This is a genomic window from Hymenobacter sp. UYP22 (assembly GCF_040547285.1).
GTDB lineage: Bacteria > Bacteroidota > Bacteroidia > Cytophagales > Hymenobacteraceae > Hymenobacter.
Map to the genome: position 1 here is coordinate 42,927 of NZ_JBEPPK010000011.1, position 21,833 is coordinate 64,759.

Consider the following 21,833-nt stretch of genomic DNA (forward strand, 5'->3'; position numbering starts at 1 on the left):
AGCACTTGCAATATATAAGGCACAGAACCCATCCTCATTTATGCTTGCGCCGCGTGAAACTACTTTTTCTAATTCTTGGGTTTATTGCCCTACCATCATCCATGGCTACTGCCCAAACCCAGCCCGTACTGCCGCTTTATGATGGCCCAGTCCCTAATTCCAAGCCTAGCAAAGTGCGGGAGGTGGTGGAGAAGCAAGCGGGCGGCAGTATCCGGATTTCCAACGTTACGGAGCCTACGCTCACTGTTTTCCGTCCAGCGCAGCCCAACGGCACGGCCGTCATCATCTGCCCCGGAGGCGGCTATGCGCGTTTGGCCATGGACCACGAAGGGTACGATGTGGCCCGCCGCCTCAATGATTGGGGCATTACCGCCTTCGTGCTGAAATACCGCCTGCCCAACGCCGAAAGCCAGACTGATAAGTCGGTGGTGCCGTTACTGGATGCCCAGCAGGCCCTGCGGCTGGTGCGTCAACGAAGCCAGGAATACGGCCTGAATCCAGCACGTATTGGGTTAATGGGCTTTTCGGCAGGCGGGCACCTGGCTGCTACGGCTGGCACCGCCCACCGCGTGGTACCGGGCAACCCAGTCGGGGCGCTCAGCGCCATTTCCGCTGTGCCTGATTTTCTCATGCTGCTGTATCCGGTTGTCAGCTTCTCGGATAGCTTGGCGCACCTAGGCTCCCGCACCAACCTGCTGGGAGAGCACCCCACGGCCGCCCAGATTCAGCTATACTCCGCCGATGCCCAGGTAACGGCCCGAACGCCGCCGGTCTTTCTGGTGCACGCTCAGGACGATGCCGTAGTGGAAGTGCAGAACAGCCTGCGGTTTTATGAAACCTGCCTGTACCATCATGTGCCCGTAGAAATGCACCTATACCCAAAAGGGGGCCATGGTTTCGGGATGCACAATGCGACCACCAAAGATGAGTGGATGGACCGCCTGCGTAACTGGCTGGTGGCTGGCTGCGCTAAAGCAGTTCCTCCCAGGTAGCTTCCTGCCCATTCCACCACACCTCAGTGCCTGCTGATACTGGCCCGGCACCTTCCTGCGTAAGCAGCAACGCTCGTATTTCGGCCTGCTGGGAGCGGGATATTTCTTCCACGCTAACTACGGCGGCAATCTGGCGGCTACCAGGGAAACGTAGCTGTACTTTTAAGGCGGTATGCAGAGCCAGATGTTGCAGCTCCGGGGTCGGCTTAGCCGGTACTAACAGAACTCCCAGCCCCGTCAGCGAAAAACTTTCTACCACCTCGAAAAGCAGTTTTTCTTTCATACCTGGCAGTACGCAAAATCGGCTTGTATAGCTAACCAAGGCTGATTTTAGGCTACTTGTTTTACCTGGCTGGCCCTAGCATTTTTTAGCAGTGTCGAGGTAAACCTGCGGCTGATTCTGCCCGTATTGGCATGGTGCTTGTAAAACTGAGTTCAGGGCCACTACACAACCGGTCCCCTGAACCTAAATTTCTCTCGACATGAAAAAGGTAAGTTTGCTTCTCGCCCTTGTGATGTTCTTTTCTACCATCGCCAGCAGCTTTGCCCAAGACCGCAAGGTAAGTTCCAGCGCTAAAGGGGCCATTATTGGTGGCCTGGGTGGGGCCGCCGCCGGCGCCCTCATCAACAAGAAAAACCGCGTAGTAGGTGGGGCCGTGGGTGGCGCTGCCGGGGGTGGTTTAGGTTACGCCATTGGCCGCAACGCCGATAACAAGCGCCGGGCCGAAGCTGCCCGCGTAGCGGCTGCCCGCCGCGCCGAAGCCCGCCGCGCTGCCGCTTACCGCCAGGGCATTGCCCAGGGCCGCAGCCAGGCAGCTTCCCGCGCCGCTGCTGTAGCTGCCGCCCCGGCTGCCACCTCGCCCGCCCTGATGAGCAGCTTCTCGGCCGCTGGCAACGCCCCCGCCGCCCTCTCAATGAACTCGGCCTACCTGCCTAACACCGCCTACGGTGCCCGCGACGAAGCTTACCCCACTTCGGAGGTGCGCCGCAAGAGCTGGTAATCCGGTTTTCCTCTTAGCTTCGAAGCCCAGGCCCGCGGGCCTGGGCTTTCTGTTTCTCTCTCCCGTTCAGACCTCACCTAATCCCTGTTCTCATGAAATCCGTGTTTGGTTTTCTGCTGGCCGGCGCCGTGCTGGCTTCCTGCTCCGCCCCCAAAGCCGAAGAAGCGGCGGCCTTCGATGTAAAGGCGCTAAACCAGCAGTTTATTGGTGCTTGGAACGCGAAAAACACCGCTCAGCTTGATACCCTGCTGGCCGACGATGTGCAGTACGCTCAAGGTGCCACCCGTTTCAATGGCAAGTCGGAGGTATCGGATAAGTGGGTACGTGCCACTATGGGCACCATCTCCGACCTGAAGCTCTACTCCACCACCTCCGGCTCCGATGCCAACACGGCCTACGAGGCCGGCACCTTCTCCACGGAGGTAGTGCCCGAGGGCCCGGGCCAGCCCCGGGGCGAGGGCGAGGGTAACTTCATTCTGCTCTGGAAGAAGAACAAGAAAAACGCCTGGAAGCTCAGCTATGTGCAACTGGAAGGCCTGCCCGTGAAGGTGGCCAACTAGGTTGCTGCTACCGGCTACAACAGAAAGCCCCGGCCAGTTTGGCCGGGGCTTTCTGTTAGGTATGAGCGAAAGTGTGAGGCACTTACTTTCCCTCACTGCCGGAATGGTGGCCGCCGCTGCCACCCGTACTTTGTACTGAAGCTCTCGGTCGTGATAGAACATGAGGCAAAGAATGGTTAGTGATGAAAACAGACGGTCAACACGCCCCACCTGAGCAGGGTCTGTTGGCTATACGTTCATACAACTGCCTCTTATTAGCCGAGAAATACGGGTTCTGAGCAGATTCTTACTGATTTGCCGGGGGCAACTATGTAGCCCTTCAGCCTAGTGCTGTACTACCGCCGGGCAACGGGCTTACACCGGTGGGCCGCATCAGGTACTCCTCCCCATCATACACCGGGGCCATATTCGCTTCCTCTTCTTCGGTGAACAGGCGGGAGCGGATGAGAAACCGCACGCCCAGCGGAATTTCCAGGGAGAAGCTGGCCCCACGGCCTTTCACGACATCTACCGTGAGTTGGGTGTGCTGCCAGTAGGCAAACTGCGCGGCACTCATAAAAAAGTCGCAGCCGTGAATCTGGCCCAGCCACACGTCGTTGCTGCCCACCCGGAATTCGCCTTTAGCAAAGCACATGGGCGAGGAACCGTCGCAGCAGCCTCCGCTTTGGTGAAACATCAGCGGCCCATGCTCATCACGGAGCAGGTCGATGGTGGCTTCGGCGGCGGGGGTTACCAGCACGCGGGCGGTGGGGGAAGTAGACATGAGTGGGCAGAGATTTGGGGACAACTGGCATAACTGGCTGCCAGGAGTTTATTAAGGTTTACGAGAAGCGCCTTTTTTGGGCGCGTACGTGTACACGGTGCCCGTGCGCAGGTCTTGGGCCCGCAGCCGGCCTTTTTTCAGGTCGGCCATGTTATAGCGTATGTTGCGCTGCGGGTCATAATAGATGAACCACTGTCCACTGCTGTCCTTCATGCCGCCCCGGGCGTCGATGTTGGGCATGGGCACCGGCATGGGCTGGTTGGGCGCGGCATCCGCGCTGCTGTAGAGCGGTTCGGTTTTGAGCAGGGTCCAGTCCGGGTTTTTCTGGCCGGGTAGCGGGAGCTTCTAGGCCGAAGCCGCCGTAGCCCCCGCTACGGTAAGCCCTACGGCTACCAGCAGACGACAAAACAACGTGGTAGTTTTCATATAGCCAGCTAGTTATAGAATTACTTAAAAGACTATGCCAAGTGGCCGCAGGTTGCGCAGAACAGCAAATGGTGAGCTGCCATTCCGGTAAATCCGACGTGGAGTACCGAAACCACAGCTCACCATTGCCTCATTCACCCCTTCCTAAAAGAAGCCCAGCTTCTGCTGGCTGTAAGAAATCAGCATGTTCTTGTTTTGGCGGTAGTGGCTGAGCATCATTTTGTGGTTTTCGCGGCCGAACCCGGAGGCTTTATAGCCGCCGAAGGGTGCACCAGCGGGGTAGTCGTGGTAGCAGTTCACCCACACGCGGCCGGCCTGAATAGCGCGGGGCACCTTATACAGCTCGTGGGCATCCCGCGTCCAGATGCCGGCCCCCAGGCCGTAGAGCGTGTCGTTGGCAATTTCCAGGGCTTCTTCCACCGTTTTGAAGGTGGTAACTGACACGACTGGCCCGAAGATTTCCTCCTGGAAAATGCGCATTTTGTTGTGGCCCCGGAACATGGTGGGCTGGATATAGTAGCCCTCCGCCAATGCGCCGTCTTCCTGCTGGTACGCCTCGCCGCCGCACAGTACTTCAGCTCCTTCGGCCTTGCCAATTTCCAGGTAGCTCAGAATTTTCTCGAACTGGTCGTTGCTGGCCTGGGCCCCCATCATGGTGTCCATATCCAGGGGGTTGCCCAGCTTGATGGCCTTCACCCGGGCAATTACCCGCTCGATAAACTCGTCGTAAATGTCCTCCTGAATGAGCATGCGCGAGGGGCAAGTGCAGATTTCGCCCTGGTTCAACGCGAACATTACGGCCCCTTCAATGGCCTTGTCGAGGAAGTCGTCGTCGGCGTCCATTACGCTCTTGAAGAAGATGTTTGGCGACTTGCCGCCCAGCTCCATCGTCACCGGAATCAGGTTTTCGGCGGCGTACTGCATGATGAGGCGGCCCGTGGTGGTTTCGCCGGTGAAGGACGCCTTTTGAATGCGCGGCGACGAAGCCAGCGGCTTGCCAGCTTCCAGCCCGAAGCCATTTACTACGTTCACCACACCGGCCGGCAGCACGTCTTGCAGCAGTTCCATAAGCACCATAATGCTAGCGGGCGTCTGCTCGGCGGGCTTCATCACCACGCAGCAGCCGGCGGCCAAGGCCGGGGCCAGCTTCCAGGTAGCCATCAGCAGCGGGAAATTCCAGGGGATAATCTGGCCCACCACACCCAAGGGCTCATTGATGTTCATGGATACGGTGGTGGCATTCAGCTCCGTCACGTTGCCCTCCTCAGCCCGAATTACGCTGGCGAAGTAGCGGAAGTGGTCCACTACCAGCGGCAAATCGGCCAGGGTGGTTTCGCGGATGGGCTTGCCGTTTTCCACGCACTCCACGGCGGCTAGGTGGGGCAGGTTTTCCTCAATGAGGTTGGCTACTTTGTTGAGGATGTTGCTGCGCTCCGTGGCCGAGGTTTTGCCCCATGTTTTGAAGGCTTCGTGGGCGGCATCCAGGGCCAGTTCAATGTCTTCCTTGGAGCTGCGGGCCACTTTAGTAAACGCCTGTCCGTCAATAGGCGAAATATTCTCGAAGTATTGGCCTTTCACGGGTGGCACCCACTTTCCGCCAATAAAATTATCGTAGTGAGATTTAAACTTGGGCCGGTCAACTAGAGTGGTGGGTTTTTCCAGGGTTTCCATTCGCAGTAGAGTTGGGGTTATTGGATAGGCTAAGCTAGGCCCCACTCCGCCCGAAACAACTCTACTATCGTCGCAATAAACCATGCTTATCGTCGCAACTTGTAAGTACTCACTTACTCATCAGTGCAACTATACCGCCTCAGGTCTGGTTGCTGCTAATCAGAAGAACGGCGGAGCTATTGATTTCTGGTTGAACTGTTTCTAGCTTTAGCTGCCGCCGGTTGGATGGCCATTTGCTTGTGCCCGGATGCTTCACCTCACGCTAGCCGTATGACTTATGTACCCGCCCCTATTGCCCTGCACCAGCCCGAGCAACTCACTACGCTGGTAGAAAACCGGACGGTGTATACCCTGGAGGCTTTCGAGCTAAACGTGTTTGAAACGCACCGCACGGCCCACCAGGTCCCGCTCAGCATGGGTCATGTGGTGCTTACTACCATGCTCCAGGGCAAGAAAGTAATGCATTTGCCTGGGCAGGCATCGTTTGAGTATTTGCCGGGCGAGTCGGTGGTGGTGGGTGAGAACGAGACGATGGTAATTGATTTTCCGGAGGCCGATGAGCAGCACCCTACGCAGTGCCTGGCCGTAGCCATTCCCACCGACACCATCCGCCAAACTGTGGATCTGCTCAACGAGGAACAACCCCGGGCCGAAGCGCACCTGCCCTGGCACCTCGATACACTGGAACACGCCCATTTCCAGAATACGCCCGAACTCACCGGTACCCTGGAGCGTCTCGTGCAGCTCTCCCGTGACACCGGCCGGGTGAAGGACGTGCTGGCGGGCTTCACCATTCAGGAAATGCTGGTGCGCCTCATGCAAACCCAGGCCCGCCAGCTGCTTTTTCACAACTACCAGCAGCACGCCACTTCTCACCGTTTCGCGGCCGTGGTGCAGTACATCAAACAGCACCTCACCGAGCAGATTACAGTGGAGAAACTGGCCGAGCTGGCCTGCATGAGCAAGGCCACTTTCTTCCGGGTATTTAAACGAGAACTGGGCCTCACGCCCGTGGAATATATCATTCAGGAGCGCCTCCAGGAAGCCAAACGCCTGCTGCGCAACCCGCTCACCAAAGTAGCCGACGTCTGCTTCCGGGCCGGTTTCAACAACACCGCTTATTTCCAGAAGCTCTTTAAGCAATACGAAGGCGTAACGCCCGGCGCCTACAAGCGCCAAGCATTGGGGTGATAAGTATAACGTCAACTAAAGAACGTCATGCTGAGCGGAGCCGAAGCATCTCTACCGCTTCGTTGTAATGGCAATGATTAGCCAGAGGTAGAGATGCTTCGGCTCCGCTCAGCATGACAGGCAGTTTGGACGCAGTGTTAGCACGCAAGATGCTTCGGCTGCACCTTTGCACTACGTTCTATTCACAGCAATACCTGCCGTTCACCTCAACTTCGCAACCTTCTAAGATACTTGCAGGTTTCTGCTACTCAACCTTCCGCCGCCGCACGCTATGTCCGGCGGTTTTTGCTTTCATGAGAGAACCTGTTGCTGAGCTTCAACCCGTAGCAGAAAAACCGACCGTACCGGCCATTTTGGCCCCCGGGCTGGTGTGGCTGATGGCTGTCACCTGCGGGCTGGTAGTAGCCAATATCTATTACAACCAACCCCTGTTGGCAGAAATTGGCCGCACATTTGGGCTGTCGGAAAGCAGTGCGAGTCTGGTGGCCACCATTACGCAGGTGGGCTATACGCTGGGACTTCTGCTGGTAGTTCCACTCGGCGACAAGCGGGAGCGTAAAAACCTGACGTTGGTGTTGCTGCTATGTTCGGCGGCCTGCATGGCCGGAGCGGCCATTGCGCCATCTTTTGCTTTTCTGGGGGCCGCGAGTCTGCTAATTGGTTTGTTTTCGGCAGTGCCGCAGTTGCTGATTCCCATGGCCGCATCCCTGGCCTCAGATGAGCAGCGGGGGCAGGTAGTGGGCAAGGTAATGAGCGGCTTGCTGATTGGGGTGTTACTTTCCCGTACCGTCAGTGGCTACGTGGGGGCCCATTTTGGGTGGCGTACCATGTTTTGGGTAGGGGCTGGCCTTATGGTACTGCTCACCGCCGTACTAGCCCGCATGCTGCCGCGCAATCAGCCGCAATTTACTGGCAGCTACGGCAGCTTGCTTCGCTCCCTGGGTACGCTGGTGCGGGAGTTGCCGGTATTGCGCCGCTCGGCTTTGGTGGGCGCTTGCATGTTTGGGGGCTTCAGCGCGTTCTGGACTACGCTGGTGTTCTTTCTGGAAAGTCCCACCTACCGCTACGGCTCCGAAGTAGCTGGCTTATTTGGCTTAATTGGAGCCAGCGGAGCATTTGCCGCGTCCTTCGCCGGTAAATCCGCCGACCGCAAAGGGGCTGATTACGCCCTGAACCTGGGGATTCTGCTGTTTCTGGGAGCGTATATGCTGCTCGGCTTCGGCGGAATGTACCTGGTGGGGCTTATTACCGGCGTGGTAATCTTGGATGTAGGCCAGCAGATGACCCACATTTCCAACCAGACGCGCATTTTCAGCCTCCGCCCCGAGGCCCGTAGCCGCCTCAACACCGTGTACATGACCGCCTGCTTCATTGGGGCCTCCGCCGGCTCTTTCCTCGGCGGCCTCGCTTGGGACCATTTTCAGTGGCCCGGCGTCTGCGTTGTGGGCCTGAGCTTGGTGGCGCTGGCGTACCTAGCTAACCGATTTTACGGGCGAAGCACCGCCGCTATGTGAGCATTGTTCGAAACAAAGCAGCACTAAATAGTGCAGCGCCAGCAGAAGGTGCCGTGCATGTTGCGCTGTAGCGCTTACTTCGTGGTCAAATGCTACAGCACAATATGAAGCCCTTCGCAACGCTCTGCCTCATTGCCACTACGCTGACCGTTCTGGCATGCAAACCCACAATCAGCGAGCGAACATGCAAGTCATTTCGCGTGGGGAAGTTTGCTTTCCGCCCAACAGGTGGCCCAGCTGGCCTGTCTTATCTGATTGACCGGAACGACTCCATACAGACTGAGACGGAGGAACAGACGGGCGATGTAACCACTCTAAAAGTAAAGTGGCTGAATAGCTGCACGTATCAACTCAGCTATTTGAGTACGACGAAGGTTTTACCGGAATCCGTTCAGCGTTTACGAAAAGCGGTACCGCTTACAACGGAAATTATGGCAGGGAACGAACGGTACTACATCTTTCGGTCGCAGCGTACCTCCGTTGAGCCCATTTTTGTTGATACAATATGGGTGCGTCAGTAGCTTAGCAGCATTCACTCCGCCAGCCGCCCCATGCACACCTTCAGACTCTCGCGCCAGTGCGGAATAGCAAGGCCTAGGGCAGATTTAGCTTTGGTTTTGTCCATCACCGAGAAGGACGGGCGGGTGGCTTTGGTGGGGTACTCGGCGGTGCGGATGGGTACGGTGCGGGTGGACAGGCCGCCCAGCTCGAAAATGGCCACTGCGAAGTCGTACCAGGAGGTAACGCCCTCATTGCTGTAGTGGTAGATGCCGTAGGCCGTGTTGCCCGTCTGGATGATGTGGAGCAGGGCCCCGGCCAGGTCGATGGCGTAGGTGGGCGTACCCAGCTGGTCCCAAATCACGCGCATTTCCTCCCGCTCCTTGCCAAAGCGCAGCATCGTCTTCACGAAGTTGTTGGCGTACTCCGAGTACAGCCAGCTGGTACGCAGAATGAAATACTGGCTGGTATGCGGCGGAATTACCTGCTCGCCTTCCAGCTTGGTGAGGCCGTACACGCTGATGGGCTCAGCCGCATCGGTTTCGGTAAGGGGCTGGTTGCCGGTGCCAGCAAACACAAAATCGGTGGAAACGTGCAGCAGCTTGGTGTTGAACTCCCCGCACAGGCGGGCCAGGTTTTCCACCCCGTCCCGGTTCACTTTGCGGGCAATTTCTACCTCATCCTCGGCTTTATCCACAGCCGTGTAGGCGGCGCAGTTGATGATGTAGGCCGGCCGATGCTGCTCAAAGGTGGCGCGCAGCACGTCCGGGTTCAGAATATTGGCCTGCTCCTCGGGCAGAAATACAATGTTGGTGATGATGCGCTGCTGCGCTACATGTTGCAGGCACTGGCCCAGCTGGCCGCTGCCACCGAAAACAAGAATCGAACCCATAGAAATAAGGAGAAGCCGAGATGGAAGAACGGCCGCAAATTACGCCTTTCTCGCCGCTCCCCTACTTCATATCGGCTGCGCCGGCTTCCAGGGCCGGGCCGCCGGGCTGCACTGGGCGCTTGTTCCGGATAGGCTCGAAGCGTTGTTCCCGGGGTTGTTTTTCACTCAGATACTTCCAGTAGCGCAGGGGCATGTGGCGGCGGTGCAGCTTCAGGTTTTTCCGCTCCGGAATATTCACGTGGTCGAAATAGGCCTGCCAGAGCAGCTTGTACAACGGCTCCCGTTCATCCAGCACCGTTGCCGACACGGTCGTGCTGCGCTGGGGTGTGGTGTCGGCGTCAAACTGTACAATGTCGGTGCGGTGCAAATCGTAGTAGAGGCCGTAGTGCCGCCGCCGGTCATAAATCAGCCAGCGCTGGTCGGCGTAGCGTTTGGTGAAATGGGCGGCAATGAGCGGCAGCACGTCGAAATCCGGCTCAATGGTAGCGTGAAACAGGCCGTCCTGGGTTTTTTCGAAGCGCACGAATGCCTCCATACGGTGCTTTTCCCGGTACATCTGCTGTGCCAGGCGCTGCACCCGGCGCACGTTATCGTCGGCGTAGTGCTCCGAAATGTCGCGGCCGGCGCGCATGGCCAAGTCGGCGTAGCGGAAGATGACCAGCTCCCGGTCGGGCTGCTCACTCAAGAAAGTGTGGAATAGCCGGGTCCGGGCCTCGCCGTCCATGTACTGCAACAGTCCTTTCCACACGCGAGCAGCGGCGGCCTCATCGGTTGCTACCTCCACGGGTTGGGCAAATAGGCCGCCCTGCACCGCCCCGAGCGGCTGGATGCTGTTGGGCGCTGATTTCCGGTCATATACTGTAAACAGCACCGTAAGCAGCCCCTCAAAGCTCCCGTCGTAGCCATAATCGAGGGGCGCGTTGGTAAGCTGCGGGGCCGCGCGCCGGGCACTTGCTACCGTAGCAGCAGCTGGCGCCAAGTCAGCCTGGCGGCGCAACAAAGAGGAACGACTCATGGCAGGAAGATCAGGCAGCGGAAAGTGAGAGAAAATTCAGGAGTAGGGCGTTTACGGCGGCGGCTTCTTCCTGATGCAGCCAGTGGGTAGCTTGCTCGAAGTAGGTAAGCTGCCCCTGCTCACACAACTCTAAGCTAAGCTGGGCCAGTTCCGGCTCCAGAAAAGCATCCTGTCGGCCCCACAGAATGTGCACTGGCACAGTAATACGGGCCGCTTTAGCTTGCTGACCACCATACCGAAATGCAGCTCGGTACCAGTTGATCATGGCCGTTACGGCTCCGGGCTGAGCCCAAGCAGCAGTGTATTCCCGCAAATCATCGGCGGAGAATGTGCCGGGCCGGCTGGTGCCGCGTAGCGCCCCGCGCCCAAACCGAAACTGCCGCCGCCGAAACAGCTTTTCGGGAAGCCAGGGCAGCTGAAAGAAGAAGATGTACCAACTTTTGAGCAGCTGACGAGGGGCCCGCCGCAGAGCCCGGCCCAGCACCGCCGGGTGCGGCACGTTCAGAATGGCCACCCGCGTGAACCGCTCCGGGCGATGCCCAGCTAGCCACCACGCCACGGCCGCTCCCCAGTCGTGCCCCACTAGCAGGGCCTGCCGCTGCCCGGCCGCATCCAGCAGCCCTAGTATGTCGGCGCCCAAGTGGTTGATGCGGTACGCACCCGAGCCCCGGGGTTTGTCGCTGAGGTTGTAGCCGCGCTGGTCGGGTGCCCACACCCGGTAGCCAGCAGCGGCCAACGCCTGCATCTGATGACGCCAACCGTACCAGAATTCCGGAAAACCGTGCAACAGCACCACCAACGGCCCCTCTGCGGGCCCGCACTGCACCACATGCAGCTGCACGCCATTGGTGCGCACGAAATGCTCTTCCAGCGGGTACGTCATGTCCTCAGTACCCCAACGCCGGGTCGCAGGTTGCTACCGTTCAGGCTGCCTCCGACGACTGCGCGCCCATCTTCGCCCGATTCTGCGCAACTTCCCGGTGCATCTGCTGCACAATGGGCAGCAGGTCAGCGAGCTTGCAGCAGCAGGCTACCCGGGCAACTTTCATGGGTTTGGGAGCGGAGGCAGTAGCGGCCGGCGCGTCGGCAGCGCGATGAGAGACAGTCATGGTAGTTTGGTTTTTAGTTGCTGATTGATGGATTTTAGTTAAGTCTTGGGCTTGGTTTAGTGCCACTAACCAAGAACCACCAACCAGAAACCAGTTTTAAGAGGCTTGGGCAAACAAATCGAGCTGTTGGGTGACGAGGGCGGAGCGGACGGAGCCCGAACCGAAAAGAATCTGGCGGCGGATGGTTTGCTCATCGTAGTCACGCTTTTCTAGAGCCTGTCCCCGGCAGGTCAGGAAAAACTTGGCCCGCTTGAGTACCACGCCAAACTTGTGCAGGTGGTCGAGGCTGAGCGGCCCGAAGCGGCGGGCCGCCACAATGCGCTTCGCGGAGCGCGCGCCCACTCCCGGAATCCGCAGAATCATCTCGTAATCGGCCACATTGATATCCACCGGGAAGACGTGGCGGTTGCGCAGGGCCCAGGCCAGCTTGGGGTCAATTTCCAAATCGAGGAAGGGGTGCGCGGGGTCCAGAATTTCGTCGGCTTGGAAACCATAAAAGCGCATTAGCCAGTCCGTCTGGTAGAGGCGGTGCTCCCGAATCATGGGCGGCTGGGTAACTTGGGGCAGGCGGGCGTCGTCGGTTACCGGAATATAGCCGGAGTAGTACACCCGCTTCAGGCCATAGCCTTTATAAAGCGAATCGCTCAGATTGATGATTTGCAGGTCATTTTCCTGGGAAGCGCCCACAATCAGCTGGGTGCTTTGGCCGGCGGTGGCAAACTGCGGCACCTTTTTGAACAGGGCCTTTTCCTCCTTATTCTGGATGATGCCGTCCCGGATCTGAGCCATCGGGGTCAGAATCTCCTCGTAGTTTTTCTCGGGGGCCAGCGTGGTCAGGGCCATTTCTGAGGGCAGCTCGATATTCACGCTCAGGCGGTCGGCGTACAGCCCGGCTTCCTGAATCAACTCCTCCGAAGCACCCGGAATGGCTTTCACGTGAATGTAACCGTTGAATCGGTGCTCCGTGCGCAGCTTCTTGATGATGCGCACCAGCCGCTCCATGGTATAGTCGGGCGAGGAAAAGATGCCGCTGCTCAGGAACAGGCCCTCGATGTAGTTGCGGCGGTAGAAGTTCATGGTCAACTCCACCACCTCATCCACGGTGAAGGCGGCACGCTTCACATCGTTAGAGCGGCGCGACACGCAGTAGGCGCAGTCGAAAATGCAGTGGTTGGTCAGCAGAATCTTGAGCAGGCTTACGCAGCGGCCGTCTTCGGTGTAGCTGTGGCAGATGCCCATGCCCTCTGCATTGCCGAGGCCTTTATCCTCGTTTTTGCGCTTGCCGCCGCTGCTGGAGCACGACACGTCGTACTTGGCGGCATCGGCCAAAATACTTAGCTTTTCCTGAATCCGCTGGTCGTTCATAGGGCGCTTTAACGGCTTAAAAATAGAAGTTTTATGCAGTACAATGCAATAGGTTGTAAGGCTAATTTTTTTAGAATTGTTCCCGGATCAGCTGAAATATCATAGCGTGTATACCCGCCCGCTTGCCCCGCGAAAAAGAGCCGGCTCCGGGGCCCGAAACTGGCGGCATTGGGCCGGCATCTAGTATCTTGCCAGTTGTGGCGTTGCCTGCATCAATGAAGTATCTGTTCTGGCTTAGTGGACTGCTCCTGAGCTGGGCCTGCGCAACCACCGCAGCGGCCCAAACGCCGGCTATGCCCCTACCCGACACCACCCGCCTCAGCAAGGTCCGCCCCGACTCCCTGCGCCGCCGCTTTGACCAAGAACGGGTATTGAACGGCCTGAAGGCGTACACCAAGCGCAAAACCATTGCCGGTAAAGCCGCCTCGGCCCTGTTCAACTTTACGGAGCGCCGCGAGGATCGGGCCGGGCTGGATGCCACGCTGCTGGACCGGCAGTTTGACCGCCACAACTACAAAGTAGTACGCCGCATCAGCATCCGCACGCTCGATGCTTTCGGGTTCAGCATTTCGGATACTACCCGGGTGCCGCGCAACATTCTGGAAAAAGCCGGTAACACGCTGCACATCAAAACCACCAAGGCCCGGGTGCGGCAGGTGCTGTTGTTCCGGGAGGGAGAGGAACTGGAGCCCCAGGCCCTGGCCGAGTCGGAACGCCTGCTGCGCCAGACCTCCGAGCTGCTGGACGCCCGCGTATACGTGAATGAGCGCACCACCACCGCCGACAGCGTCGATATTCAGGTAGTAACCAAGGACATCTTCAGCATTAGCGGCTCCTTGGCTATCCGGGATGTGCAGGCCGGCGTTATTGGCCTGCGCGACGTGAATTTCCTGGGCCAGGGCCACCAGTTCCGGAACCGCCTGGAGTACGGCCGCCGCGACGATGGACCCCAGGCCCAGTCGTGGCGCTACAACGGCACGTACCTGGTGCCCTTCCGCAACTTTCTGTACGGCCAGGCCCGGTACTTCAACCAAACCCGCACCCGGGAGGCCGGCGTGCGGTTCAACCGCGACTTTTACTCCATCAATACCCGCTACGCCGGGGCCATCAGCTACGATTATTTCGACCGGCTGGTGGCCATTGACGGTAATGGCTCGGAGGAGTTTCCCTACATCTTTAAGTCGTTGCGCTATAACACGCAGGATGCCTGGCTGGGCCGGGCCCTGCGGCTGAAAAGCTACGATTTGGCCTACGAGAACCCCGGCCGCATGATTGTTTCGGGCCGGGTGATTCGCACCAATTTCAGCCGCAAGCCCACCCCCGACTACGAAAGCGCCAACCTGGTGCTGGGTACCGTGGGCTACAGCGTGCGGCGCTACTACAAAGACAAATACCTGTTCGGGTTTGGCCGCACCGAGGATATTCCGACGGGCACTCTGGCCAGCCTAACGGCCGGCTACGAGTTCAATGAAGTGGCCGACCGGCGCTACCTGGGGGTGCGGCTGGCCTACGCCGGCTACCACCCCCAGCGGGGCTACCTCTACCTGAACGGGGAGTTTGGCTCCTTTGTACGGCGGCGGGACGGGAGTTGGCAGCAGGGCCTGCTCAACGGGGAGCTGCTGTACTTTACGCGGCTCTACCACACGGGCAACTACCAGTGGCGGCATTTCTTGTGGCAGCGCAACAGCATCGGGCTCAACCGCCGCCCCGGCGAGCAGCCCCTCACCATTGATGGGGAGCGGGGTCTGCGCGGCTTCCAGCCCGAGGGCCTGCTCACGGGCACCAGCCGGGTCACGCTCAACTACGAGGTAACCATGTTCACGCCCGTTTCCTTTCTGGGCTTCCGAATGGCGGCCCTGGCCTTTGCCGATGTAGCCTGGCTGAATGCCCGCACCCTCAACCGCACGCTGCCTTTCTTTGAGGCACCTTACTCGGGTTTTGGCCTGGGCCTGCGCTTCCGTAACGAGTACGCCGCCCTGCGCACCTTCCAGATTACGTTCGGCTTCTACCCCCGGGGCATGACCTCGCCCAACGGCATCCGCATCTTCGAGAACTCCCGCGCCTACTACGACTTCAGCGACTTTAGCTTCGGCCAGCCCGGCATTGTGCGCTACCAGTAAATTACAGATTCGCGTAAGCCGAAAGGCCAAGCAAGATGATACCGATGGCCCGCCAGTGGCCTTCCGGCTTACTGCTCCAGTATACCTGCGCCGAGCTGCTAGTACTTGCCCGCTTGGCCCTCGTACCTTTGCTAGGTAACCAGTCCCGGCTGCATCAGCGCAATCTGCGCTGCAATCTGCGTAAATCTTTGATTTTTATGAACCTTGGTGATTTCAACGAGCTGGAAGTAGCCCGCGAGGTGGACTTCGGGATGTACCTATCATCCGACGACGGCGACCTGCTGATTCCGCGCAAATACATTCCGGCCGGCACCTACGTGGGCGACGTGCTGCGCGTGTTTGTGTACCGCGACTCGGAGGACCGCCTGATTGCTACCACCCTGGAGCCCTACGTGCGCGTGGGGCAGTTTGCGGCCCTTACCGTGCGCGATGTAAGCACCACCGGGGCGTTTCTGGATTGGGGCCTGGAGAAAGACCTGTTTCTGCCCTACCGCAACCAGCGCCGCAACCTGCGCCCCGGCGAGCGAACCACCGTGTTTGTGTACCTGGATGAAACTACCGACCGGATTGTGGCCTCGGCCAAATGGGAGTGGTTTCTCAGTGACCAACCGTTTGCGGGCAAGGCCGGCGACACGGCCGAGCTGTTTGTGGCCGAAGAAACCGACCTGGGCTATAAGCTGATTGTGGATGGCACCCACCAGGGCGTGGTCTACCACAATGAGGTGTTCAAACCGCTGCGCCTGGGCGACGTGCTGACCGGCTACATCAAGCAGGTGCGCCCCGATGGCAAGCTGGACCTGAGCTTGCAGAAACCGGGCTACGACGAAGCCCTGGCTGCCGCCGAAACCCTGCTCACCTTTCTGCGAAGCGCCCCCAACGGCCTGCTACCCCTCGGCGACAAAAGTGAGCCGGATGATATTTACCGCCGCTTGGGCATGAGTAAAAAAGTGTTCAAAAAGGCTTTGGGAGCCCTCTACAAGCAGGGCTTGGTACAACTGGCTCCTGAGCACACGCAACTACTCCACCAAGACAGCTAGCCCACTTCACCCGAATACGTACGCCGCGCCGGTGGCAGCCTTGGTGCCCGAGGCTGCCACCGGCGCGGCTGCTTTGGATCCTAACGCTTTGGCCGAGGCAACGCTTGGTTGGGGCTATCCATCTGTACCGATAAGTAGGCGGCGTTTTGGGGGCGCGGCACGTACAGGCTTTTGCTACTGTTCTGTCGTCCTCTTACCGCCCCCGCGCTATCCATTCACTCCTACCCTACTGTTCCGTGCCTAAAACCGCGCTTATTGCGGGTGCCAGCGGCCTTGTCGGCTCCCAATTGCTTCCCTTGCTGCTGGCCTCCGAGCGGTATGAGCGGGTTATTGCTGTGGGCCGCCGTCCGTTGCCCGTGGTGCACCCCAAGCTGGAGCAGCGCCTGCTCGACTTCGATAACCTGGAACAGCACCGCCTCCAGCTCATTGCCGATGACGTGTTCTGCTGCCTGGGAACCACCATGCGCCAGGCTGGCTCCCGCGAAGCCTTTTACCAGGTTGATTACCTGTACGTGGTGAAACTGGCGGCCCTTACGGCGGCTAATTTTGCGGCCCAACTGCTGCTGGTATCCGCTATGGGGGCCGATGCCCGCTCCCGGATATACTACAACCGCGTGAAGGGCGAAATGGAAGAGGCCGTAGCCCAGGCTCCTTTCCGGGCAATCCACATTTTCCGCCCCTCTTTGCTGCTGGGCCGCCGCGCCCAGCCGCGGCTGGGGGAACGGCTGGGGGCCGCCGTGCTGCGGGTACTGCGTCCGGTGCTCCGGGGCCCTTTGCAAAAATACCGGGCCATTACGGCTGGTGCGGTAGCCCGGGCTATGCTGCGGGCGGCCGAGGCAGAAGGCAGCGGCCACCACGTGCATCTCTCCGATGCTATTGCCAAAGAAAGCGCACGTACCCGGTAATGTATGCAGTTGATTTGTACTTTTGCGGGACGATTTCAGATCAACTGTTTTCCTTTTCGCATGAAGTATTGGTGTATTGGTGCAGTAGCCCTGGGGCTGCTGGCCGCAGGTGAGGGCGCACAGGCGCAGAGCAGGAAAAAAGGAGGCTCCGGGGCCGGCTACGAAACGGGCATCGGGCTGCGGGGCGGCGGCTGGTCTTCGGGCCTCACCGTGAAGCATTTCCTGAGTGGCAAGAACAATGTGGCAGTTGAAGGCCTGCTGACGCGGGAATACGCCGCCCGGGGCGGACGGCTCACGCTGCTACTGGAAAAGCACAAAGCCATTTCCGACTTCAAAGGCCTGCAGTTTTATTACGGCGCCGGCGCCCACATTGGCTCCTACCGGGGCCGCTATTACTTCGAGGATGTGCGCTTCCGCCGTAATAGAGACCGGTACTACTACCGCCAGTACTGGTACGATGATGCTAACTACGTGGTAGGCGGCGCCGACCTGATTCTGGGCCTGGAGTACAAAATGGAGGACCTGCCCTTCGTGATAGGAGTTGATTACAAACCGTTCTTCGAGGTATTCGACGGTTACACCGGCTTCTATAACGATGCCGCCCTGAGCTTACGCTTTGCTTTCTAACCCAAGGTTTTCAATAAAGAAGCCCCTTCCGGTGTCCTGGAGGGGCTTCTTTATTTTGACAGTTACCGCCCCCGGTAGTAGCGGTGCGGGCGGTAATTGTAATAGGGCCGGGGAGCCGGCGTCACAATTACCGGGCGGGGCGATACGACCACCGGGGCAGGCCGATAATACGGGCGGTAGCGCGGACGGTAGTAGGGCCGGTAAGCTGGCGGGGCGGGCCGTACCACCACGGCGGTAGTAGCAGGAATCGTGGCCACACAACCAGTTAGTAAGGAAGCCGCTGACACAAGCAGTACGGCAACCAAGGCCGGAAATTTCAGAAGGTTTTTCATTGTCAGTTCAGATAACAAAGGTACCTCCTAGCGAGGCGCCCGGGCTACTGGTTTGACGCTGCTGTTCCTGCAAGGTTTAACGCAGGAGCGGCCCGATTTTCACAAACCGGGCCGCTCAGGTAGTACCACTTGGTGGGGGCTATTTTCCTTTTGGCGTCCGGTACTCGTCGTTGAGGTATTTGAGTACGGCGCTGGTGATGTCCAGGTCTTTGCGGCCGTAGGCAATGGAGCCGCCGTTCATGCCAGTCAGCAGAATGAGCCGGTAGCCATTGGCCTTGCCGTACTTCTCCATTTGTTTGTTGGCCCGGTCAAGCGCCTGCTGGGTTACGCGAGCCTCCTCTTCCTGGGCCTGGCGCTGTAGCTTTTCCTGCTCCTGGGCTACCTGAGCCTGGCGCTGCTGCAGTTGCTGTTCGGTAGTGGCGCGCTGCTCCTGGGTCATGCCTTCGGCTTTTTGCTGGTATTGCTGCACGGCCGTCTGGAAACCGCGCACCATGGTCTGGTTTTGGGCTTCCCACTTGCGGGCTTTGGCTTCCATGGTTTTGCGCGCGTCCTTCATGCCCTGGTAGCCGTCCAGCAGCTTCCCCGATTCCACGTAGGCAATTTTATCGGTATCCGCTACGGCCACCAACTCATCCTGCGCCTCCTCCACGGGGGCCACGGTGGTTACGGTACCCGTCGAGTCGGTGGTTTTAACGGCAACGGGTTTGCGGATGGGCTTGGCCGGGCTGCTGGCAAAGTGCAGGTAAAACAGTACGGCCACAGCAATAGCCAGCACCACATTAATAGCCAGTTGAACAGAGTTTTTCATTCAGAAGCAAGAAGTGGAAAAATGCGCCGCCACGCGGCCGGCCAAAAGTACGGATTAGTGCGGAGCCATTGCGTGCCTTCTAGGCTATGTGGACAGTTGCGTCGAAAGAACGCCATGCAGAGCGGAGCATCGCGCAGCGGTTCTAGCTCAGCTCTTCCTCCCCGGCCTCTTCATCTTCCTCGGTTTCTACCTCCGTGGGCTTGGCCGGCTTTTCATCGAAAGGCACAGCCAGGTCGGTGCGGCTCAGGGCGGTGTCAGTGCGGCCGACGTGTACGAGGGCATCACCCTGGTTGACAACTGGCATGTGGTTCAGGCCGATGATGTAGCCAGCCACCGGTGACTCCAGGCGCACGGAACGCTCCCCGTAGGGGTCAGCCACCGACCCGAATACCTGCCCTTTCTCAATGTATTCTCCCAGCTTTACCAGGCTGCGAAACAGGCCGGCATATTTGGCCCGCAGCCAGGTAGAGCGCATGCACACTACGGTGGCGCGGGCCGGGGGTGCGGCTTCGGGTAGCATGCCCAAGTGGTGCAGCACCCGCAGCGTGCCGGCTATACCCAGGTCAATACCTTCCTCATCCAGCCTGAGCGACTCCCCGGTTTCGTACACGATAATGCGGCGGCCTTCCTGCATGGCGGTTTCGCGCAGGGAACCGGGGCGCAGGCCGGCGTGCAGGGTAAACGGAGCTGCAAAGGCCTCGGCTAAGGCATCGGTTTCGGCATCCTGGTGCAGCAGGCAGCGAATTTGCGGGATGTTGGCCCGGGCCGCGCCGCCCGTATGAAAATCAATGCCGTAATCAATCAGGGGCATGATTTCGCGCATGAAGCGGTGAGCTACGCGGCTGGCCAGGGAGCCGCGCGGGTTGCCCGGAAACGAGCGGTTCACGTCCTTCCCGTCGGGCACCTCCCGCGAGAAGTTCAGGAACCCGTAGATGTTGAGGATGGGAATGGCAATGATGGTGCCCCGCAACGGGTGCAGCATATTGCGCCGAATCAGGCGCCGGATGGTTTCAATGCCGTTGACCTCGTCGCCGTGCATGCCGGCCATCAGCAGCACCGTGGGTCCCGGCTCCCGGGAGCGGAACACGTGCACCGGAATATCAATGACGGTACCGGAGGGCAGCCGCGAAATAACCAGGCGGGTGAGCACCTGCTCGCCGGGGGCAATGGAGAGGCCGTTAAGAAAAAGCGGTTTGGAGGAGGCAGTAAACGACAAGGGCGGGGCGGCTTATGGCCCAGGCCTCCAGCCCCAAACCGGTACTTCAGTTCCTGATGCGCGCAATGCTGGAGCCCTGCGTTCCGGCCACTGCCCCGAGCCAACCTCCCCCACCCTTCTCCTGCACCCGATACAGCGTCCCGTTGTTGGAAGGTACGAAAACCCCAGGCGTTTACCGTACCTCGGCAGTAGTTTGCATTAATCGGGCTGAGAATCGGGTTGCGGCTCCGCCTGCTTGGCGGCGGCTGGCTGCTTGCCTTTTCTCTTCTTGGCCAGGTCCACGGTGTACTCAATGATTTTGCCGGCAATATCGAGGCCGGTGGCTTTTTCGATGCCCTCCAGGCCGGGCGAGGAGTTCACCTCCAGCACCAGCGGGCCCCGCTTGCTCTGCAGCATATCCACGCCGGCAATGCCCAGGCCCAGGGCTTTAGTGGCCAGCAAAGCCGCCGCCTTTTCGGCCCGACTGAGCTTGACCAGGGTACCCGAGCCGCCCCGGTGCAGGTTGGAGCGAAACTCGCCCTCCTTGCCCTGGCGCTTCATAGCCCCTACCACTTCCCCATTTACCACAAAAGCGCGCAGGTCGGCACCCTTGCTTTCGGCAATAAACTCCTGCACAATAATGCGGGCCTTGAGGTTGTGAAAGGCCTCGATAACCGACTGCGCTGCTTTTTCCGACTCGGCCAGCACTACGCCCAACCCCTGCGTACCTTCCAAGAGCTTGATGATAACTGGGGCGCCTCCCACCTGCTGAATCATGGCGGGCACTTCGTCGGAGTAGTTGGTGAAGGCCGTTTTGGGCATGCCTACGCCGGCGCGGGCCAGAATCTGCATGGAGCGGAGCTTGTCCCGGCTGCGCACAATGGCCTGGCTTTCCACGGCTGTGCGCACCTTCATCATCTCAAACTGCCGCACCACGGCGCAGCCATAAAACGTAACGGAAGCCCCAATACGCGGAATAATAGCATCAAAGCCTTCCAGAGGCTGACCTTGGTAGATAATACCTGGCTTGCCCTTTTCCAGCACGAGGTTGCAGTGCAGGTGGTCGACTACCAGGGCCTGGTGCCCGCGCTGCTCGGCAGCTTCTACCAGGCGCGTGGTAGAGTAGAGCTTGGGCTCACGCGACAGAATGGCCAGTTTCATTGGGAAAGAATAGGGTACAGAAAAGAATACGGGCCAAAGCTCCCGGCAAAGATAGGCGCGCCTATTGGCACACTACGCGCTTTTCAGCGGGCCGCCAGGTGATTTTTGTAAGAAAGATTGCGCCGGGCCACATCCACCACCAGGCGCGCCTGCCGCAGCAGTACGCGCCCAATTAGCACCGGGTATTTCATATCGGAACGGTCGGAGAGGGAAAACTCGGTTTCCACATCCTCCCCAAACAACCGGATAACCGCCCGAATGACGTAGCGCTCCTGTACGTCGCCGTTGGAGGAACGGATGTCGCGCAGGGAAAACTCCTCGAACTGCATGGGGGAGCCGTCGAAGTTGGGGTGGGAAGGGTCGAGCAGCTGCACGCGCAGGCACTGGCGGCCATCCGGGGTGGTTTCTACGTGAATATTGGAGCAGTGAATGGCCCCCGTGTACGCGCCGGTATCCACTTTGGCCTCCACCCCCCACAGCTGAAACGCGGGAAAATCAACCAGTTCCCGCCGCCCTACCGTCCGTTTCGGTCCGCGCTGTTTCATAGCAAATGTGAAATTGTGAAGGGTGAAGTTGTGAAAGGCGGTAAGCGGGTACTGCGGTGCACTACGCGCAAGTAGCAGAGTACCTACCTTATTTCACAACTTCACC

23 protein-coding genes are annotated in these 21,833 nt (G+C 59.2%); 9 read left to right on the plus strand and 14 right to left on the minus strand.

The window, feature by feature from the left end; translation table 11 throughout:
• The first annotated feature begins 101 nt into the window (after positions 1–101).
• The gene (locus ABIB60_RS16100; RefSeq protein WP_354581307.1) at positions 102–992 is read left to right on the plus strand and encodes an alpha/beta hydrolase; all 891 of its coding nucleotides are present in this window, start codon (positions 102–104) and stop codon (positions 990–992) included.
• Here the strand turns inward: ABIB60_RS16100 and ABIB60_RS16105 are convergent.
• The gene (locus ABIB60_RS16105) at positions 970–1,275 is read right to left on the minus strand and encodes a hypothetical protein (protein ID WP_354581309.1); all 306 of its coding nucleotides are present in this window, start codon (positions 1,273–1,275) and stop codon (positions 970–972) included. The two genes, ABIB60_RS16100 and ABIB60_RS16105, sit on opposite strands and share 23 nt — an antisense overlap.
• Positions 1,276–1,474: 199 nt before the next feature.
• Here ABIB60_RS16105 and ABIB60_RS16110 point away from each other — a divergent pair, with 199 nt between their 5' ends.
• Together ABIB60_RS16110 and ABIB60_RS16115 are read left to right on the plus strand one after the other, a co-directional pair.
• The gene (locus ABIB60_RS16110) at positions 1,475–1,993 is read left to right on the plus strand and encodes a YMGG-like glycine zipper-containing protein (RefSeq protein ID WP_502915131.1); all 519 of its coding nucleotides are present in this window, start codon (positions 1,475–1,477) and stop codon (positions 1,991–1,993) included.
• Between the two features lie 92 nt (positions 1,994–2,085).
• Positions 2,086–2,553 carry a DUF4440 domain-containing protein gene (locus tag ABIB60_RS16115; protein ID WP_354581311.1) on the plus strand — a complete coding sequence of 156 codons (468 nt, stop codon included), beginning with the start codon at positions 2,086–2,088 and terminating at the stop codon, positions 2,551–2,553.
• Between the two features lie 319 nt (positions 2,554–2,872).
• On the opposite strand, the gene ABIB60_RS16120 is transcribed toward ABIB60_RS16115, so the two are convergent.
• The 3 genes from ABIB60_RS16120 to ABIB60_RS16130 all read right to left on the minus strand — a co-directional run bounded on the left by ABIB60_RS16120 (position 2,873) and on the right by ABIB60_RS16130 (position 5,413).
• On the minus strand, positions 2,873–3,316 hold the full coding sequence (locus tag ABIB60_RS16120) for a DUF779 domain-containing protein (RefSeq protein WP_354581313.1): 444 nt from the start codon (positions 3,314–3,316) through the stop codon (positions 2,873–2,875).
• A gap of 51 nt (positions 3,317–3,367) precedes the next feature.
• The gene (locus ABIB60_RS16125) at positions 3,368–3,556 is read right to left on the minus strand and encodes a hypothetical protein (protein WP_354581315.1); all 189 of its coding nucleotides are present in this window, start codon (positions 3,554–3,556) and stop codon (positions 3,368–3,370) included.
• Positions 3,557–3,886: 330 nt separating this feature from the next.
• A complete protein-coding gene (locus tag ABIB60_RS16130) occupies positions 3,887–5,413 on the minus strand; it encodes an aldehyde dehydrogenase family protein (protein ID WP_354581317.1) in 1,527 nt (508 codons plus the stop codon).
• A gap of 270 nt (positions 5,414–5,683) precedes the next feature.
• Here ABIB60_RS16130 and ABIB60_RS16135 point away from each other — a divergent pair, with 270 nt between their 5' ends.
• Together ABIB60_RS16135 and ABIB60_RS16140 are read left to right on the plus strand one after the other, a co-directional pair.
• Positions 5,684–6,604, plus strand: coding sequence for an AraC family transcriptional regulator (locus ABIB60_RS16135; protein ID WP_354581318.1), 921 nt, complete (start codon positions 5,684–5,686; stop codon positions 6,602–6,604).
• A 293-nt stretch (positions 6,605–6,897) separates the two neighbouring features.
• Entirely contained in the window at positions 6,898–8,118 is a 1,221-nt protein-coding gene (locus tag ABIB60_RS16140; RefSeq protein ID WP_354581320.1) for an MFS transporter, read from the plus strand.
• A gap of 532 nt (positions 8,119–8,650) precedes the next feature.
• Here ABIB60_RS16140 and rfbD read toward each other — a convergent pair.
• From rfbD to ABIB60_RS16165, 5 genes are all read right to left on the minus strand, one after another.
• Positions 8,651–9,508, minus strand: a complete 858-nt coding sequence (rfbD, locus tag ABIB60_RS16145; protein WP_354581322.1) for a dTDP-4-dehydrorhamnose reductase — start codon at positions 9,506–9,508, stop codon at positions 8,651–8,653.
• 61 nt (positions 9,509–9,569) lie between these two features.
• On the minus strand, positions 9,570–10,523 hold the full coding sequence (locus tag ABIB60_RS16150) for a TIGR03915 family putative DNA repair protein (RefSeq protein ID WP_354581323.1): 954 nt from the start codon (positions 10,521–10,523) through the stop codon (positions 9,570–9,572).
• Positions 10,524–10,533: 10 nt separating this feature from the next.
• Positions 10,534–11,406, minus strand: coding sequence for an alpha/beta fold hydrolase (locus ABIB60_RS16155; RefSeq protein ID WP_354581324.1), 873 nt, complete (start codon positions 11,404–11,406; stop codon positions 10,534–10,536).
• 40 nt (positions 11,407–11,446) lie between these two features.
• Entirely contained in the window at positions 11,447–11,632 is a 186-nt protein-coding gene (locus ABIB60_RS16160; protein ID WP_354581325.1) for a hypothetical protein, read from the minus strand.
• Between the two features lie 96 nt (positions 11,633–11,728).
• Positions 11,729–12,997 carry a putative DNA modification/repair radical SAM protein gene (locus tag ABIB60_RS16165; protein WP_315997975.1) on the minus strand — a complete coding sequence of 423 codons (1,269 nt, stop codon included), beginning with the start codon at positions 12,995–12,997 and terminating at the stop codon, positions 11,729–11,731.
• A gap of 215 nt (positions 12,998–13,212) precedes the next feature.
• Between ABIB60_RS16165 and ABIB60_RS16170 the strand changes: the two genes are divergently transcribed.
• From ABIB60_RS16170 to ABIB60_RS16185, 4 genes are all read left to right on the plus strand, one after another.
• Complete coding sequence (locus ABIB60_RS16170) at positions 13,213–15,117, plus strand: BamA/TamA family outer membrane protein (protein WP_354581326.1); 1,905 nt, start codon at positions 13,213–13,215, stop codon at positions 15,115–15,117.
• A gap of 197 nt (positions 15,118–15,314) precedes the next feature.
• Complete coding sequence (locus tag ABIB60_RS16175) at positions 15,315–16,154, plus strand: CvfB family protein (RefSeq protein WP_354581327.1); 840 nt, start codon at positions 15,315–15,317, stop codon at positions 16,152–16,154.
• 236 nt (positions 16,155–16,390) lie between these two features.
• Positions 16,391–17,059, plus strand: a complete 669-nt coding sequence (locus tag ABIB60_RS16180) for an NAD-dependent epimerase/dehydratase family protein (protein WP_354581329.1) — start codon at positions 16,391–16,393, stop codon at positions 17,057–17,059.
• Between the two features lie 60 nt (positions 17,060–17,119).
• Positions 17,120–17,686: a hypothetical protein gene (locus tag ABIB60_RS16185; RefSeq protein WP_354581331.1), complete on the plus strand. Its 567-nt coding sequence runs from the start codon at positions 17,120–17,122 to the stop codon at positions 17,684–17,686.
• A gap of 62 nt (positions 17,687–17,748) precedes the next feature.
• Here ABIB60_RS16185 and ABIB60_RS16190 read toward each other — a convergent pair whose 3' ends face one another.
• From ABIB60_RS16190 to ABIB60_RS16210, 5 genes are all read right to left on the minus strand, one after another.
• Positions 17,749–17,943, minus strand: coding sequence for a hypothetical protein (locus ABIB60_RS16190; RefSeq protein ID WP_354581333.1), 195 nt, complete (start codon positions 17,941–17,943; stop codon positions 17,749–17,751).
• 214 nt (positions 17,944–18,157) lie between these two features.
• Complete coding sequence (locus ABIB60_RS16195; RefSeq protein WP_354581335.1) at positions 18,158–18,826, minus strand: OmpH/Skp family outer membrane protein; 669 nt, start codon at positions 18,824–18,826, stop codon at positions 18,158–18,160.
• A gap of 142 nt (positions 18,827–18,968) precedes the next feature.
• Positions 18,969–20,042 (minus strand): succinylglutamate desuccinylase/aspartoacylase family protein, encoded by a 1,074-nt coding sequence (locus ABIB60_RS16200; protein WP_354581336.1) that lies wholly within the window; start codon positions 20,040–20,042, stop codon positions 18,969–18,971.
• Positions 20,043–20,240: 198 nt separating this feature from the next.
• Positions 20,241–21,182 (minus strand): 30S ribosomal protein S6--L-glutamate ligase, encoded by a 942-nt coding sequence (gene rimK / locus ABIB60_RS16205; RefSeq protein WP_354581338.1) that lies wholly within the window; start codon positions 21,180–21,182, stop codon positions 20,241–20,243.
• A gap of 83 nt (positions 21,183–21,265) precedes the next feature.
• Positions 21,266–21,727, minus strand: coding sequence for an ATP-dependent zinc protease family protein (locus tag ABIB60_RS16210; RefSeq protein ID WP_354581339.1), 462 nt, complete (start codon positions 21,725–21,727; stop codon positions 21,266–21,268).
• Between the last annotated feature and the right edge of the window lie 106 nt (positions 21,728–21,833).